Origin of the sequence: Shewanella mytili (assembly GCF_046765975.1) — a bacterium.
Taxonomy (GTDB): Bacteria; Pseudomonadota; Gammaproteobacteria; order Enterobacterales; family Shewanellaceae; genus Shewanella; species Shewanella mytili.
In genome coordinates, this window is sequence record NZ_JBKOUD010000004.1 from 99,986 (window position 1) to 116,850 (window position 16,865).

At 52.6% G+C, this 16,865-nt stretch carries 13 protein-coding genes; 9 read left to right on the forward strand and 4 right to left on the reverse strand.

What is annotated here, in order from left to right:
- Nucleotides 1-175 precede the first annotated feature (175 nt).
- The 3 genes from thiI to pomA form a co-directional block, all read right to left on the reverse strand.
- The gene (gene thiI, locus ACIDEJ_RS06035) at nucleotides 176-1,630 is read right to left on the reverse strand and encodes a tRNA uracil 4-sulfurtransferase ThiI (RefSeq protein ID WP_411987182.1); all 1,455 of its coding nucleotides are present in this window, start codon (nucleotides 1,628-1,630) and stop codon (nucleotides 176-178) included.
- Between the two features lie 167 nt (nucleotides 1,631-1,797).
- Nucleotides 1,798-2,727: a flagellar motor protein MotB gene (locus ACIDEJ_RS06040; RefSeq protein WP_411987183.1), complete on the reverse strand. Its 930-nt coding sequence runs from the start codon at nucleotides 2,725-2,727 to the stop codon at nucleotides 1,798-1,800.
- 3 nt (nucleotides 2,728-2,730) lie between these two features.
- On the reverse strand, nucleotides 2,731-3,498 hold the full coding sequence (gene pomA, locus ACIDEJ_RS06045; protein WP_411987184.1) for a flagellar motor protein PomA: 768 nt from the start codon (nucleotides 3,496-3,498) through the stop codon (nucleotides 2,731-2,733).
- Nucleotides 3,499-3,878: 380 nt separating this feature from the next.
- On the opposite strand from pomA, the gene xseB reads away from it, so the two are divergent.
- The 4 genes from xseB to ACIDEJ_RS06065 all read left to right on the forward strand — a co-directional run bounded on the left by xseB (nucleotide 3,879) and on the right by ACIDEJ_RS06065 (nucleotide 8,154).
- Nucleotides 3,879-4,118 carry an exodeoxyribonuclease VII small subunit gene (xseB, locus tag ACIDEJ_RS06050; protein WP_411987185.1) on the forward strand — a complete coding sequence of 80 codons (240 nt, stop codon included), beginning with the start codon at nucleotides 3,879-3,881 and terminating at the stop codon, nucleotides 4,116-4,118.
- A complete protein-coding gene (gene ispA / locus ACIDEJ_RS06055; protein WP_411987186.1) occupies nucleotides 4,119-5,000 on the forward strand; it encodes a (2E,6E)-farnesyl diphosphate synthase in 882 nt (293 codons plus the stop codon).
- Between the two features lie 21 nt (nucleotides 5,001-5,021).
- Nucleotides 5,022-6,899 (forward strand): 1-deoxy-D-xylulose-5-phosphate synthase, encoded by a 1,878-nt coding sequence (gene dxs, locus ACIDEJ_RS06060; RefSeq protein ID WP_411987187.1) that lies wholly within the window; start codon nucleotides 5,022-5,024, stop codon nucleotides 6,897-6,899.
- A gap of 127 nt (nucleotides 6,900-7,026) precedes the next feature.
- Nucleotides 7,027-8,154 carry a patatin-like phospholipase family protein gene (locus ACIDEJ_RS06065; RefSeq protein WP_411987188.1) on the forward strand — a complete coding sequence of 376 codons (1,128 nt, stop codon included), beginning with the start codon at nucleotides 7,027-7,029 and terminating at the stop codon, nucleotides 8,152-8,154.
- Nucleotides 8,155-8,208: 54 nt separating this feature from the next.
- Here the strand turns inward: ACIDEJ_RS06065 and ACIDEJ_RS06070 are convergent, their stop codons facing one another.
- Nucleotides 8,209-9,660: a RimK family protein gene (locus ACIDEJ_RS06070; protein WP_411987189.1), complete on the reverse strand. Its 1,452-nt coding sequence runs from the start codon at nucleotides 9,658-9,660 to the stop codon at nucleotides 8,209-8,211.
- A 67-nt stretch (nucleotides 9,661-9,727) separates the two neighbouring features.
- On the opposite strand from ACIDEJ_RS06070, the gene ACIDEJ_RS06075 reads away from it, so the two are divergent.
- The 5 genes from ACIDEJ_RS06075 to ACIDEJ_RS06095 all read left to right on the forward strand — a co-directional run bounded on the left by ACIDEJ_RS06075 (nucleotide 9,728) and on the right by ACIDEJ_RS06095 (nucleotide 16,829).
- Entirely contained in the window at nucleotides 9,728-10,828 is a 1,101-nt protein-coding gene (locus ACIDEJ_RS06075; protein WP_411987190.1) for a GNAT family N-acetyltransferase/peptidase C39 family protein, read from the forward strand.
- Nucleotides 10,829-12,073: 1,245 nt separating this feature from the next.
- Nucleotides 12,074-13,462: a COG3014 family protein gene (locus tag ACIDEJ_RS06080; protein ID WP_411987191.1), complete on the forward strand. Its 1,389-nt coding sequence runs from the start codon at nucleotides 12,074-12,076 to the stop codon at nucleotides 13,460-13,462.
- Nucleotides 13,463-13,475: 13 nt separating this feature from the next.
- The gene (lpoB, locus tag ACIDEJ_RS06085) at nucleotides 13,476-14,090 is read left to right on the forward strand and encodes a penicillin-binding protein activator LpoB (RefSeq protein WP_411987192.1); all 615 of its coding nucleotides are present in this window, start codon (nucleotides 13,476-13,478) and stop codon (nucleotides 14,088-14,090) included.
- Nucleotides 14,091-14,155: 65 nt separating this feature from the next.
- Nucleotides 14,156-15,688: a DUF6844 domain-containing protein gene (locus ACIDEJ_RS06090; protein WP_411987193.1), complete on the forward strand. Its 1,533-nt coding sequence runs from the start codon at nucleotides 14,156-14,158 to the stop codon at nucleotides 15,686-15,688.
- 1 nt (nucleotide 15,689) lies between these two features.
- Nucleotides 15,690-16,829: a hypothetical protein gene (locus ACIDEJ_RS06095; RefSeq protein ID WP_411987194.1), complete on the forward strand. Its 1,140-nt coding sequence runs from the start codon at nucleotides 15,690-15,692 to the stop codon at nucleotides 16,827-16,829.
- The last annotated feature ends 36 nt before the right edge of the window (nucleotides 16,830-16,865 follow it).

The following is a 16,865-nucleotide window of genomic DNA, read 5'->3' on the forward strand; positions in this document are numbered from 1 at the left end:
ATCCATTCCAAAATTTATAATTAGTTTTTCTAATCCATATTGTTACATTTTATCATGTGGCAGTGCCAGCGATTTTATGTAACCCGGCGTAAATCCGGCGCCGCTTGGCGCGTTCATGGCTTAAGCCACAAAAAAAGCCGCATCATGAGATGCGGCTTTCATACCATTGGGCAGGTTAAGGCCGGTACACCTTCACGTTTTCATACCCCTGCTCCAGCAAATACAATGCCTGCAGCTTACTCATCACGCCCCGATCGCAATACAGCAGGTAGGTTTTTTGCTGATCCAACTGGGCAAAAGCGCTGGATAACTTGAAGAAAGGAATGTGCTGGATTTCAGCCCCTTCCACTTTGAGCGGTTGGCGCTCTTCCTCTTCCGGCGCCCGGATATCCAAAATCACCTGCTCGGCAGCCACGCTGGAAACGGTTTCGGTTTCAGTCACCCGGGTGTCCATCGCTTTGGGAATGTCACGAATATCCATGATTTCCGCTGCCGCCAGCACCCGCTCCAGCAAATCTTCGGAAAATTTCTGCTCTTGGGCTTCCACTTTCGACAACACGGCTTTTACCGTGGGCCGCTGGGAAATCACGCCGCAATATTCCGGCATGGATTTGGCAAAATCTTCCGTACCGATTTTACGGCTTTCGTTGATGATGTCCTGTTTGTCCATGGTGATTAACGGGCGCAGGATCAAGGTGTCGGTGCAACGGTCAATCACGTTGAGATTGGTCAACGTCTGGCTCGACACCTGCCCAAGGCTTTCACCGGTGACCAGTGCCTGTATGCCCATGCGCTCGGCAACCTTGCTGGCAGCCCGCATCATGCAGCGCTTGAGGATAACGCCCATCAGGCCGTTATCAATCCGCTCGAGGATTTCTGCCACTACCGGTTCAAAAGGAATGGTGACAAATTTCACTTTGTGGGACTGACCGTAGGTTTTCCACAGATGGTAGGCCACCTGTTTCACGCCGATTTCGTGCTGGGCGCCGCCAAGGTTAAAGAAGCAATAGTGGGTGCGGGCGCCTTTTTTGATGAACTGGAAGCTGGATACGCCAGAATCAAAGCCGCCGGAAATCAGTGACAAGACATCTTCTTGCGTGGCCATGGGGAATCCGCCCAAACCGGCCACTTTGCGCTGCACCAGGTACAGCTTGTCGTTATTGATTTCCAGATTGACGGTGACATCCGGGTGCTTGAGTTTGACCCCGGCCGCTTCGGTATGCTGGTTGAGACCACCGCCAACGTAGCGTTCCACCTCAATGGAGGTAAACTCATGCTGGCCGCTACGCTTTACCCGCACGCAAAAGGTTTTACCGGCCAAAGAATCGCCAAATGCCGCCAGGGCATGCAAATAGATGTCGTGCACGCTCTCAAAGGCGTATTCATCCACCCGGGCAATACTGGCAATGCCGGGAATGCAGGTCAGGCGTTCGCCAATGGCATCCAGCAGTTCGGGTTTGTCCTGCGGCACCCCCACCATGATGCGATCCCACTGTTTTTGCACAGTGACACCTTCATCCACTTTTTTCAGTACGTTCCGGATATTGGACTCAAGCATTTTGGTGAAGCGCATGCGCACCGGCTTGCTCTTCATCATGATTTCGGGGTATAGCTTAACGATAAACTTCATGGATTTTCCGCAGAATAAAACTGTATCAACAAGCAATCGCGGGATTATAGCAAACTGCCCCTGCCAGTCACAGCAAGGGCGATGAAAAACCTGAAACCCCAACACGCCAACACGCCAACAGCCCGTTGACCATCGGCGCCCGATAACGGCACACCTGATTGCAACGGCTAATTGGGGGTTACCTGGATTTCGTCCGACTGTTTGGCTTTGCCCTGTTCAATGGCAATTTCCACCCGCCGGTTACGCGCCCGGTGCTCGGCGCTGTTGTTGGCTACCAAAGGATTGGTATCGGCCAGCCCCACCACTTTCATCCGTTTTGCATCAAACCCTTTCACCCGGATTAACTCGTGAGCCACCGCCAACGCCCGTTGGGCCGACAAGTCCCAGTTGGACTGATACAACTCATTGCTGATCAGCAAATTGTCACTGTTGCCAGAGACGGTCACAATGCCGGGCACCTCTTTTAACAGCTCGCCAATGGCGTGGATCACCGGTTTGAACTGGGGCTGCAAAAAGCCTGAGCCGGAGGCAAAAGAGCCTTTTTCCCGGATGCGGATAATGATTTGCTGCCCCAGGGATTCAATCTCAATGGCGCCATCCACAATCTCTTTGTTGAGTTTTTCCGCCATGCGTTTGACTTGGGTGTTGATTTGCTGCTGGGCGGCGGTGTTTTTCTGGGTGCGTTTGGCCTCGGCCTGCTCCCGGGCGGTAGCGGCAGAATCACCGCCCCGCTGCTCCCCTTTTTGAGGCTGCTTGCCGCCGGCACTTTCATCATCGCCGGCCTGAAAATTCAGTGTGGGCTGGGTCATCTCATTGGTTTGCTGGTTAATCACCTCAATGGGTGACGGGTCCGGCCGACCGGGACGAAACTCCAGTGCAATCACCGAGGTACCTTTGGGAATGTCTTTGACTTCCACCTTGTTTTGCACCCCGAAGGCGTACTTCATGGAGCCGGCAATCTGCTTGAATTTAAGCACGTCCATTTCCGAAAAAGACAGCAACAGCACAAAGAAGCACATTAACAGTGACATCAAATCGGAAAAGGTCGCCAGCCAAGGCGGGGCCGGTGGTGGACAATCGCACTTTTTTTTGGCCATTGTTTACTCTCCACCGGTGGTTTCTATGGTGCGCTGTTTCTCTGACAGGTAGTTTTTCAGGAAGCTTTCAATCACCCGCGGGTTTTGGCCGTCCTGTATGGCCAATACCGCATCCATGATCAGGTTGCGGTTGAGCATCTCTTCATTCATCCGCAGCGACAGTTTGTCGGCAATGGGCAGGGCCACCAGGTTGGCCAGCAATGACCCGTAAAGGGTGGTCAGCAAGGCCACCGCCATGGCCGGGCCAATGGATTTGGGGTCGTCCATGTTAGACAGCATGGCCACCAGTCCCACCAGGGTACCAATCATTCCCATGGCCGGGCCCACGTCGCCAAATGCCTTGAAGATGGCAATGCCGGCGCGATGGCGCTCTTCCGTCAGGGCGATGTCTTTTTCCAGTGCGGCGCGCACCACTTCGCCATCATGACCATCCACCAGCATGTCCACGGCTTTTTGCATGAAGGAGTTGGAAATCTGCGCTTCTTCCAGTGCCAGAAAGCCCCCTTTGCGCGCGGCATCCGCCATGGTGACCGACTGTTCAATCAGCTCTTCCGGGGTGTCGAGCTTGAAGATGAACGCTTTGGCGGCAATTTTCATGGCTCCCAGATACTGCTTGAGGTTGAATTTCATCATCACCACAAACATGGAGCCGATAAACACAATCAACACGGAGGGAACGTCAACATAAATGGAGATGCCACCGGCACTGACCATGGCCCAGAACATCACGCCAAACGCGCCAATAATGCCTATCAGGGTTGCTAAATCCACTCTTGCTCCTCAATTCTCTAAAGTCGTGTCATCCATCTGTGAGCTGAGGTGATAGAAAATACGGAGACCGACCACGCTCTGCCAGAGAAATACCTTGGAAAGGGAATATTACGCTTTTTAACGGCTTCTATTGTGCTTTATCGGATCAAACTCCGGCAAGTTTAGAGGGATTTTAACGCCGGGCGAAAATATTTTTGCGACAAAGCGTGCTTTCGAGCAAATAACCAACGCCTTAATTTGACCCTTTGTGGTGCCTGCTATAACGTGTGTGCCCATGCAGTCGCCGCCTGTTCTGAACCGAACCCGCTGCCGAGCCTGCCTCGATTCCGCTGTCAAATCATTGGTATACTCCATGGCAGTGTAATTCCAAGGAAAACAACGTGGCCAAAAAACCTGAAAACCTCAGTTTTGAAGAGTCCCTGGGCGAACTAGAACACATCGTCAGTGAACTGGAACAGGGAGACGTGTCGCTGGATGATGCCCTGAAACAGTTCGAGCGCGGCATTAAACTGGTGCGCAGCAGTCAGAGCAAGCTGGAGCAGGCGCAACAGAAAGTTGCGATTCTGTTGTCAGACGATCCCCAGGCACCGCTCAGTCCATTTGATGTCGAGGAAGAGTAATTGTTAACGCAAGCCATTAATCGCTGCCAGCATCGAGTCAATCTTTATCTGTCAACGACATTCGACCACCTGCCGGAAAACGATCCCAATTTGCGCGCGGCCATGCGTTACGGCGTGTTGCTGGGGGGCAAGCGGGTGCGTCCCTTTCTGGTTTATGCCGTAGGTGAAATGCTGGGGATCAGCGCCGAGCGCCTGGATGCCTGTGCCGCCGCCATCGAATGCATTCATGCCTATTCGCTTATCCATGATGACTTGCCGGCCATGGACAATGACGAGCTGCGTCGCGGCCAGCCCACCGTGCACATTGCCTTTGATGAAGCCACGGCCATTTTGGCCGGTGACGCCTTGCAAACCCTGGCGTTTGAACTGATATGCCAGGATGATTCCAGCTTTAGCGCCAGCCAGCAGCTGCAAATGACCAAGGCACTGGCCAGAGCCTCCGGCTATCTGGGCATGTGTGGCGGCCAGGCACTGGATTTGGCGGCCACCGACAAGGCCATTGCCCTTGACGAGCTGACTCAGTTGCATCGCCTGAAAACCGGGGCGCTCATCCGCTGCGCCGTAGAACTGGCGGTGATTGCCGCCGAAATAGCCCCGGAACAACGGCAACAGCTCATGACCTATGCCGATGCCATCGGCCTGGCATTCCAGGTGCAGGACGACATTCTTGACATCACCGCCAGCACTGAAGAACTGGGCAAGCCCCAGGGGTCAGATACCCGTTCCAATAAAAGTACTTATCCTAAATTGCTGGGATTAGACGGGGCGAAAGCCACCGCTGAAAAACTGCTGCAAGAGGCACTATCAGCCATAGGTAATTTGCCCTACAATAGCCAACTAATTGCTGAATTCGCACGCTATATCATTGAGCGGCGAGTATAAAAAGAGACAAAGTAGCTCCTTATGAGTCTGGATATCACTCAATTTCCGGTATTGGCACAGGCCAATACACCCGAAGAGTTGCGCCAGTTGCCCCAGGCATTGTTGCCGCAACTGGCCGACGAACTCAGAGCTTTTTTGCTGCAATCCGTGGGGCAGTCCAGTGGGCATTTTGCTTCTGGTCTGGGGGCAGTAGAACTCACCGTGGCACTTCACTACGTGTATAACACGCCCTTTGACCGGCTGGTCTGGGATGTGGGCCATCAGGCCTATCCCCATAAAATCCTCACCGGTCGCCGGGATCAGATGCACACCATTCGCCAAAAAGGCGGCTTGCACCCATTCCCGTGGCGCGGTGAAAGCGACTATGACACCTTCAGTGTTGGCCACTCCAGCACCTCCATTTCAGCCGCACTGGCAATGGCCATTGCCGCCGATAAAGAACAGGCCGGACGCCGGGTGGTAGCGGTAATCGGTGATGGCGCTATGACCGGCGGCATGGTGTTTGAAGCCATGAATCATGCCGGTGATCTCCATAAAGACATGCTGGTTGTACTGAACGACAACGAGATGTCCATTTCGGAAAATGTGGGGGCGCTTAACAAACACATGGCCCAACTGATGTCTGGCCGCTTTTATTCCAGCATCCGTGAAAGCAGCAAAAAAGTGTTGCAAGGCATGCCGGTGATCAAAGAGATGGCCCGGCGCACCGAAGAGCACCTGAAAGGCATGATGGTGCCCGGCACGCTGTTTGAAGAGCTGGGCTTCAACTACATTGGCCCCATTGACGGCCATGACGTGAATGCACTGGTGGAAACCCTGCGCAACATGCGCAACCTGAGCGGCCCTCAGTTACTGCACATCATGACCAAAAAGGGCAAGGGATACGAACCGGCGGAGAAAGACCCCATCGGTTGGCATGCCGTGCCCAAATTCGATCCCAGCCAGTTCTGCAAACCCGTATCTGCCAACAGCCTGCCCAATTTTTCCGACATCTTCGGCAAGTGGCTGTGCGACATTGCCGCAAAGGATGACAAAGTGGTGGGCATCACGCCCGCCATGCGTGAAGGCTCCGGCATGGTGGAGTTTTCCCACCAGTTCCCCGAGCAGTATTTTGATGCGGCCATTGCCGAGCAGCACGCCGTCACCCTGGGTGCGGGCTTTGCCAGCGAAGGCTACAAACCCGTTGTGGCCATCTATTCCACCTTTTTGCAGCGGGCTTATGATCAGGTGATCCACGATGTGGCCCTGCAAAAACTGCCGGTATTGTTTGCCATTGACCGTGGCGGCATTGTGGGTGCCGACGGCCCGACCCACCAGGGTGCGTTTGACATGAGTTACCTGCGCTGCATTCCCAACATGGTGATCATGGCGCCGTCTGATGAAAACGAATGCCGTCAGATGCTGTATACCGGCTACTGTTATCAGGATGGCCCAGCGGCCGTGCGTTACCCCAGAGGATCTGCCACCGGCATTGCCCCCCAGGAGGAGATGACCGCCCTACCCATCGGTAAAGGGGTCATGAAACGCCAAGGCGAAAAGCTGGCCATCATCAATTTTGGCACCACCCTGCAAGCGGCACTGGAAGTAGCAGAAACACTGAATGCCACCGTGGCCGACATGCGTTTTGTCAAACCGCTGGATGAAACCCTGCTGCAACAGTTGGCCACCGAGCATGATGTACTGGTTACCCTGGAAGAAAATGCCATCATCGGGGGCGCCGGCAGCGGCGTGCTGGAATATCTGGCCCGCCAGCAGCTCACCAAACCGCTGCTGCAACTGGGGTTGCCGGATGAATTCATCAAGCACGGTAGCCAGCAGGAAATTCTTCATGAATTACAACTGGATGCCCCGGGCATATTAAACCAAATCAACCAGTTTACCGATAAACTCGCCCGCTAAACCAGACGAAAGCCAACCGCATAAAAAGGTTGGCTTTTTTATGTCATCCGTCCACCCTTCCCCGCCATTTGGCGTTATAGTGAATCACAGTCACTCATACCATCATCCATTCCAAGGAAGAGGAAGAATGCCTCAGGAAAACTGTGCCTTGATGCTAGGCGGCGGCGGTGCCAGAGCCGCCTATCAGGTGGGCGTACTCAAAGCGATAATACAGTTGTACCCCCGCAACCACGGCATTCCGTTCAACATTATTTGCGGAACCTCTGCCGGGGCCATCAATGGTACTTCCCTGGCTACCCATGCCTCCTGTTTTCATCTGGGGGTTAAAAAACTGGAATGGGTCTGGCGCCATCTGCACACCAGCCGCATCTACCGGGCCTCAATACCGAGCGTATTGCAACATCTGGGGGCGATGCTGCTCAAAGGGATGCAAACCGATTTGGCCAACACGGATGCGGGCAGCCTGCTGGATAACGCACCGTTACGGGCGTTACTCAATGAGCTTATCAATTTTGAGCGCATCGACCGTAACATTCAAAATGGCCATCTTACCGCCATCAGCCTGGACACCTCTTGCTATAACACTTCTCAGTCGGTGAGTTTTTTCCAAGCCGGCAGTGAGATGGAAAACTGGCAGCGGGCCAGACGCAGCGGCGTGCGCACGCGCCTTAACACCGAACACCTGATGGCCAGCGCCGCCATCCCCATGGTGTTTCCCTCCATCCGGCTGGGGAAACGCTATTATGGCGATGGCTCGGTGCATCAGTTGTCGCCCCTGTCCTGTCCCATCCATCTGGGCGCCAGCCGGATCATGGTGATCAACCTAGAAAGCCCCCACCAGCAGCAAGCCAAGGATCTGGAATATCATCCCAAAACGGCCACCATTGCCGGTCACCTGCTGGATACCATCTTTTCCGATACCTTAAACAGCGACATGGAGCGGCTGAACCGGATTAACAGCACGCTGGAGCTGGTGCCGCCAGGTAGCCGCCAGCCCCTGAATTTGCGCCACATTGAAGCCTTGGTGATAAAACCCAGTGAAGATTTGAGCGAAATAGCCAAACGCTATTATACGGAGATGCCCTATGCCATCCGCCGGCTGCTGGCCCTGATGGGCATAAGCCGCCAGTCTGACACCAGTATCGTGTCTTACCTGTTGTTTGAAAAAGCCTATACTGGCGCCCTGATTGATTTGGGCTATCAGGACGCCATGGCGCAATTGCCCCGCATTAAAACCTTTTTGCGCCTTGCGTGACGGGGCTGCATCACCACCGGGAACAGGGTGTGACCATATTCCCACGGTGAAAGGTTACAGCCCCCGCAGCTGAATGCGCCGCAGGAATTCGGTCATGATGCGGTCATATAACAAGTCCCCGTAAAACAGGTCTTCAATGCCGTGATCAATGCTCGGATTGTCGTTAATCTCAATCACATAGGGTTGGCCATCCACCTCTTTCAAATCCACGCCGTAAAAACCGGAACCGATAAGGTTGGCGGATTTCAGCGCCGCATCCACCACTTGTGACGGCACCTGTTTCAGATCCTGGGCGTCATAACCGCCGGCGGTGAACTTGCCGTTTTTATGATGTTCATAAATCTGCCAGTGCCCGCGGCTCATGTAGTAACGGCAGGCATACACCGGCTGACGGTTCAGGATGCCAATACGCCAGTCAAAGGCGGTGGGCAGATATTCCTGTGCCAGCATCAAGGTGCTGTGGGCAAAAATCCGTTGGGCCTCCGCGCGCAAGCTGTCAATATCCTTCACCTTCACCACCCCTAACGAAAACGCCCCGTCTGGCACTTTGAGCACGGCAGGCAAGCCTATTGTCGTCAGCAGCTGTGTTTCCCATTGAGGATCTGAGCCGTTGAGGATCAGGCTCTTTGGCACCGGAATTTTGTGGTTCATCAACAGTTCTGTCAAAAATACCTTGTTGGTGCACTTCATGATGGACTCAGGATCATCCATCACCACCAGCCCCATCTGCTCGGCATTTTTGGCAAAACGGTAGGTGAAATTGCTGATATTGGTAGTCGCCCGGATAAACAATCCGTCAAATTCCCCCAAACGCCCCATGTCCCGGCGCCCCAATAACTGCATGTCCATACCGATGCGGTTGGCGGCTTTGATGAAGCGCTTGATGGCGCCATGATTGGACGGCGGCATTTTTTCATCGTCATCCACCAGCATGGCCATTTCATAGCGGTAGGCTTTTTTGCGTTTTGGCGCCCGCCAGACCTTTTGGGAAAAAGCCTGCAGGTAATGGGCAAACAAATCCTGCTCTTCGTCGGTGAGGGCCTGGAACGGAAAAGGGGCAATATGGCTCACCTGCCATTTATTGCCGCCTTTCACCAGCACCACGTCCAGCACCGGCACATTAAAGCGTTCAAAAATCTTATGGCCAATCCGCGCTAACTCCTCGCGCTCGCTGTGACCAAAAAACAGCTTGAACTGTAGCTGTGTCTGCTCCGGTGGCAGGTGTTCCAGTCCCGCCTGAGGCAAACTGAAAAACCTGTCCTGGGACAGATCATTAATCGTCATCACTGACGGAATAACACGGTGACCACGGGCTTCTGCCATCAGGGAACAGTAATAGCCCGTCGTAAGATAATCGTAACTGCGGCACAAATTCAGTACCTGCACCCGGTTGTTATCGGTAAATGCCCCCATATCAAGATAATCATTTACCGTCACCATCCGTTCACTGGGCAAGTACGGACACCAGTCACTGGCGTCGTCAGTCACGATAAGCAGTTGTGCCATAAATAGTTGTTGCCTCACACATAAGTTGGGGATTAAATATCAGAAGTTTGTCTTCTACCTGAACATCATGGAAATACGTGCCGCTACACAGGCCGAACTTTCAGCGCTCGATCAACTGGAACTCTCCGCCTTCAACGGTGACCGCATCAGTCACCGCCAAATGAAACGTTTTATTCAATCACCTCACGCCCGGCTGTTAGTGGCCATGAATGAGGGTCTGCTCGCAGGATATGCCCTGTTGCTGTTTCACCGGGGAACTAACCTGGCAAGGCTTTATTCGTTGGCCATTGATGCCAAATGGCGAGGTCACGGGATTGCACAGCAACTGATGCACCGGTGTGAACAGGAAGCCATTCACAGAGGCTACATAACGTTACGCCTGGAGGTGCGCAATGACAATACGGCGGCGCGTAAGCTTTATGAAAAATTAGGCTATAAGGTATTGAAAGCGCTGGTACATTATTACGATGACCTGGCGGACGGCGTGCGTATGCACAAACGGCTGGACCCGCCGGGCCCCAGCACTGTGCTGAACATGCCGCTTTATGCGCAAACCACCCCCTTTAGTTGTGGCCCTGCCAGCCTGCTGATGGCCTTTGCCGCCCTGACACCGGATGCCGCCCCCAGCCGCATTGAAGAGCTGCGCTTATGGCGTGAAGCCACCACCATTTTCATGACCAGCGGCCATGGCGGTTGCTCTGCCCACGGTCTGGCACTGGCGGCGCTGCATCGAGGATTTGACGTGCAACTGTTCAGCCGTGCCCAATCCATCCCCTTTATTGACGGTGTACGCGACCCCGGTAAAAAAGCGGTGATCCGGCTGGTACATGAGGATTTTTGCCAGCAGTTACAAACAAGAGGGGTTAATGCCCAGGCCCGCTCGCCGTCGCCTACCGAGCTGCGCCATTTTTTGGCCCAGGGCGCCGCGGTGTTACTGATGGTCAGCAGTTACCGTTTCAGTGGCGAAAAAGGCCCCCACTGGATTGTGCTCAGTGGTTGCAACAGTCAGTTTTTCTTCTTCCACGACCCTAACGTCGAAAAAGCCCGCGATGCCATTGGCTCCACCTATGTGCCCATTAGTGACGGTGAGCTATTGCAGGTGATGTGTTATGGCCGTCAGAAACAGTTGGCTTGTGTGGTCGTGTTCCCGCCGGCAATGCACCCATAACCGCAAATTCCCCAAAGGCATATCCCCAAGGCACCGGTAATGGATGCCTGGGGACATGACATGCCAAGTGCAACATATTTTCCCCGGGAGCGTTGGCATTATTTCATGTGCTTCCCTGCTCCCTGAAAATCTTATTTGGCAGCGCCGCAAAAACGCACCAAGCGGTATGCGAGAACAAGATGCCCTTGAACAATATAAAACGCTAACTTCACGCTGAAAAAGACTGTCCAGTTACCCGATATATTTATTGTCAGCATCAATTAACATATTACCTATTTATCATTGCAACATTGCCGAATATGAAATTTACAACCCAACGAATTAACAGCCCCACCAACAAGGCGATATTACCCGCCCATTTTCAGAAGGCTTTCAATCCATGAATGCATGGATAAATGCCTATTTCGCCTCTTGCTTTGGTTATTTTTTAATCATTAGAATGCATCATAGTTACTGATGACTATGTTATTCTTGCCGCATGAATTAATGTCCGCATGTCTATATAACTGACACATCTGCTGAACATCAGCACGCTTTGCCCCGTCAAAATAAAACCTCATGCCACACAGATATATCGCACATTACCGCTCGCAGATAAAAATCTGTTACAAAATGACATTACCAAACAATGAAGTTGACAAAAAACGCATATAATACAAATGATTTCATATAATAAATAAATTTAAACTCATTAAAAATCATATAGTTATGTTTATAATATGTTAATAATGTAATCTTGTTAAATTTTAAAGAAATAATATGGGTAAATTATAATAAAACGGTTCTTTATTATTCATATTTCATACACATTCAAATTGGGCAATATTCAACCAACCCTCTTAAGTACGTTTTGTTCTCCGTGCTTTATTCACCGTACTTTCTATCAACGTATTTAATGACCGTGCTTGGTGGTAGCATTGAGCCACTGCATTTGACCATTATTACGTTTGAATCCTGTTTGACAATGCTCAATTTTTACCCAGCAAAAACTGACATATTATCGCCGTCATTCATTGCTCACCGATAGAATATGAACTCCCTCCCAAAATTAACCAGATACAGAATGACCACCTGAAAAAGAGTAATTAATGGATGTAAAAAATTTGTGTGCGTAATATATTATCGCCCGTGCCGTATACTTATTTTCATTTATGGCCAGGGATACGGCGTGAGACCAATCAACATTTTTCTTCACAGGGTTTACGGGGTTAATGGTTTACCAACCTCGCTTTAAAGGATTATTTGATGAAAAAAAGCATTATGACATTGGCGCTCGCCACCACATTACTTTCAGGCTGTGCCGGTATGATGCATCAAAAGGATGCCAATACCTTTGACGGTGCACTGCATGCCGGTGATTATCAAGCTGCTTCCCAATTTGCCCTTACCGAATCAGGTTACGATGAAAAAACAAAAGACATTGACGACTTGTTGTGGGGGATTGAAGCAGGTGCAGCACTCAACTATGCAGGGCGTTATGCCCTTTCCACACAGGTGCTGGATGCCGCTGAAAACGCCATGAAAGATGAAGATCAGGAAGGCGTCGTGGAAAATGCCACCGAGGCGGCGCTGTCCATTTTGGGGAACGACGCCATGATGGCCTATGAGCAGCGCCAGTCAGACGGTGTCATGCTCAATACCATCAAGGCCTGGAACTTCATGTTTGAGGGGGATTTCAACAATGCCCGGGTGGAATGGAACCGGGCAGAAGATCGCCAGCGCCGTGCCGCCGAGTTTTTTGCCGAGCAGATCCGCAAGCAGCAAGAGGAAATGGCCAAAGAGCAAAAAAAGGCTGACAAAAAGACCACGGAATTTGTCAACAAAACCATCGAAAACGATGAAACCCGCAAACTGCTGCAGGACAATGGCGTCACCTTTGACAAGTGGAAACCCTACGACGCCTTTGTTAACCCCTACACCACCTATTCCTATGGATTGAACCTGCTGCTCAACGGTAAAACCGCCTCGGACTTTAACAAGGCTGCCGATGCTTTCAAGCGGGTGTATGGCCTGACGGATGCCTCGCAGGTGAAAGCCGACTTGCAGCTGGCACAGGAGATGGCAAAAGGAGCAACCACGCTGAATCACATGGTTTGGGTGATTTTTGAAAATGGTGAATCTGCCGTCAAAGAAGAGTTTCGGGTGGATCTGCCGTTATTCCTGTTAAGTGACAATGTCTCCTATGCCGGTATCGCCCTGCCCCGACTGAAGCAACGCAACAGTGCTTACCCCCATGTGGAAGCCAACGGCGTGCAAACCGAAGTCGTGGCGGATATGGATAAAATCATCGGTGCCGAGTTTGAAAAAGAGTACCCCATGATCCTCACCCGGGAAATCACCCGCACCCTGGTGAAAACCATTGCCCAGAAACAACTCAAGGATCAAAGCTCGGCCCTGGGGCTGGCATCCGGATTGTTCCAGCTAGCCACCACCAATGCGGACACCCGTACATTTTCAGCCCTGCCCAAACAGTTCCAAACCGCACATTTCAAATATGAAGGCGAGTCACTGACCGTAAAAGCCGGAGCCCATGAACTGCCGGTAACACTGGACTCCGCCGCCCAAAAACACATTGTGTATATCAAGGCCACCAGCGCTGCGGTAGTGCCAACCGTACGCGTGATTAATATCTAACAAGGAAAACAAGATGCGAAAAGCTAAGACCATTCTGGCAACATCACTGCTGTTGCTGATGTCCGGTTGTGCCACCACAACCAGCTACATTGATGCCAAGGACAAAACCACCAATGTAGTGGCCGGGCTCTCCTATGCAGACTTTAAAAGCGCTGCCGATGAAATGGCCGATGAAATCAGCGCAAACCGGGCGTTTGTGCACCCACAGCCGCGCATGCGTTACATTCTGGTGGTAAGCGATATTGTCAACGACACCATGCAGCGCATCGATACGGATCAGCTTACCAAAGCGCTGCGGGTAAAACTCACCAATAGCGGCACTTTTGCCGTAACCAATGCCTTTGGCGCCAATCGTGACAGTGCGGTTGGGGCTTATCATGAATCCGGCGAGCTGGGTAACTCCAAAATCGTCAATAAAGCCTCGCTGAAAAGTGATCAGTCGGTCATCTCCCCGGATTTCAGCCTTTCCGGCAAAATCCTGCAACGTAACAACACCATGGATAACGGGGATCAGCGCATCGAATACTATTTCCAATTATCGGTAACCGATGTGAGCAATGGGATTTCTTACTACGAAGGGGAACGGGTCATCGGCAAGGTGGCTGATGGTGACAGCGTGAGCTGGTAACGCCCCTTAAAAGCGCCGGCATCATGCCGGTGCCTTTTTCTGTACACTCTAAAAGGAATTATGTCATGCAAAAAAACCTAATCGCCTTGGCCGTGACACTGGCCACCTTTGGTACATCTGCTGCGGAACAAAGCCCAGCGCCAATACCCGCCGCCACAGTGCAAACTCCAGCCGTGGCAACAACAGCACCGGCGCCAGCCACACAAACCCCAACCGTAGCTGAAGCGCCAGCAGCTCAGGTGACCGCCGCAGCGCCTGTTGCCATGACCGCCCAGGAAGAAAAGCAAACCTTTGGCCAGCAGTCTTCCGACACGGTGAAACAGTCCAAAACCCCCAGTCAGCAAGTCAAGGACGACATCAAGGAATATGTCAAAGAGATAAACGCCACCTTGCTGGAGCGAGGCCGCAGTCATATGGTCAAAGTGGTGTCAGGCACTGCCACGGTAGCGGTGACCAAAGACAATCCCATGTGGTCCCACTACCGGGCCAATGCGGTACGCCAAGCCATTGCCAAAGCGCGGGAAAGCCACCTGTCCAAGCTTAATATCGATATTCGCAACGAGGTGATCAACGAGCTGTTTAATGATGCCGGTGCGCCAAAACCTTCGCCGGAAGACTTTAAGACCGAAAAAGGCATGGCAGGCATTCTCACCAAGCTGGCAGCCCTTATCGAAAGCAAGCTGGATGCCGAATTGATAGAGGCCGGTATCGATCCCAAACTGTTTGCCAACTCAACACCCACCCAAAAACAGCAACTCATGCACAAGATGTTTGCGGAAAAAACCGTGACCACCGCCTTTGGTGACATCTCCGGCATGTTTGTGATACGCACTTTTGAAGCATTCAAGGATGATGGCACCGGCACGGTAGGCGTGGTCATGGCACAATCCGCCAACAAACGGGATAAAATCAAAACACTGGTGCAATCCCACGGACAGGTAAAAGCCGACCCCAGAATGGCCAATCCAGACTTTGCCAACATTCCCGCGGCGCTGGCATCCGTAGATGCCCCTTACCTGGAAGCCGGCACCCAGCTTGCCTACGATGACAAGGGTTACCCCATTATCATCTCCTATGGCCAAGCCGGGGTGCAGTATACGGATGATGCCGACATGATGGAGGTGCAACTGGAAGCCGCCGCCAGCGAAGCGGAATCCAACGCCATGGCCAACCTGGCACAGTCCTACAACATGAGCGGTGACTTCAGCCGTGAAGTCACCAAAAAGACCGAACAGGGCCGGGAGCTGGTGCACTCCCTTGCCAGTAACAATACCGTGTCTACCGTAGATCCCGGTGTGGTTCACTCCATTCGCAACATATTGGATCAAAGCTCCAAAATGACGTCATCAGTCAGTGGCCTGAATGGTCTGCAAACCGTCAATCACTGGGAAATGCGCCATCCGGTTACCGGCCACACCATGGTTGGGGTGGCACTGGTATGGCACCCGATACAGGAGCGCCAGTCCATTGCCCTGCAAAGCGGTAAAAGTGCCGCCGAGCTGGACGCCGCCCAGCAAAAGTCGGCTGCCCAGCAAAATGCAGCGCCACAAAAAGTGACATCCAAGAAATCCTCTTCACGTTTTGACCCGGACTTCTGATATGAAAAAGCGCAATCTTGCAGTATTGACCGGGCTACTCTTTGCCCTGCCCGCCTGGGCGGGCATTGAAACCATTGAAGTCAAAGGTGAAGGCCCGGAGCGCAGTGCCGCCATTAATGCCGCATTGATAAGTGCGGTACAGCAGGTAGTCGGGGTGGATATTGCCAGTGAAAACACCTCATCGAACCATGCCAAGCAAACCAATGACGGTTTTACCTTTGATAACAAAAACGCCAATACGGTTCGCTTTGGCACGGCCGGCTCCGCCACCTATCGCATTTTGAGTGAAAATTGCGAGGGGGTGGCCTGTGCCGTGCGCATCCGTGCCAGCGTTGAGTACGATGACGACATGATGCGTCAAAAAAACCTGAAAGGTATGAATGGCAACCGCCGGACACTGGCCATTGAGCCGTTCTCCGGTGGAGCACAGGCCCGGGCACTCACCCGGGCTGTGGAAGACCGCTTTGTGCAGGACAGGTTGTTCAAGGTGGTGGCGGATCGCACCCTTCCCGGCGTGGATTATGTATTGCGCGGACACGTGCTGACAGCCAACACCACCAAAAAAACCGTTGATAACCGTCATACCGTGCAGCTGACCGGAGAAACCGTCGGAGAGGTCAATGTCACCTACAGCAGCCAGGTGGTAGTGGAATACCAGCTGCTGGATGTGGTGAACAATCAGGTGAAATGGAGCGCCAAGGTGCCCACCAGCTCCAGTCGCAACAATCTGTCGCAACTGGTCGACATCACCAGCCGCAAGGTTTTTGATCAGTTGAAGGATAACATTTATCCCATCGTGCTTTTTAGCACCAGCGATGGCCATCTGGTACTCAACTCCGGTGGCAAAACCGTGCAGGTGGGCGAGCTGTACAATGTGTTCAGCATGGGGGAAGAGTTGGTCGACCCCTACACCAAAGAAAGCCTTGGCTTTGATGAAAGCTTGGTAGGACAGGTGAAAGTGAACAAGGTGCAGCACAAAATTGCTTATGTCACCCTGGTAAAAGGCAAGCTTGAAGACATGCAGGACTTGCCGGTGGTTCGCCGCGCTGCCCCCAAAAAGGCAAGCCAGGCGCCACAGCACGCGACAGGCACCATTGCCCAACCGGTGCGGCAACGCACCTCCGGCGTGGTATTCCCCTAACCGTTGACAAGCGCCAGTGATTGGCGCCAAAGCGTG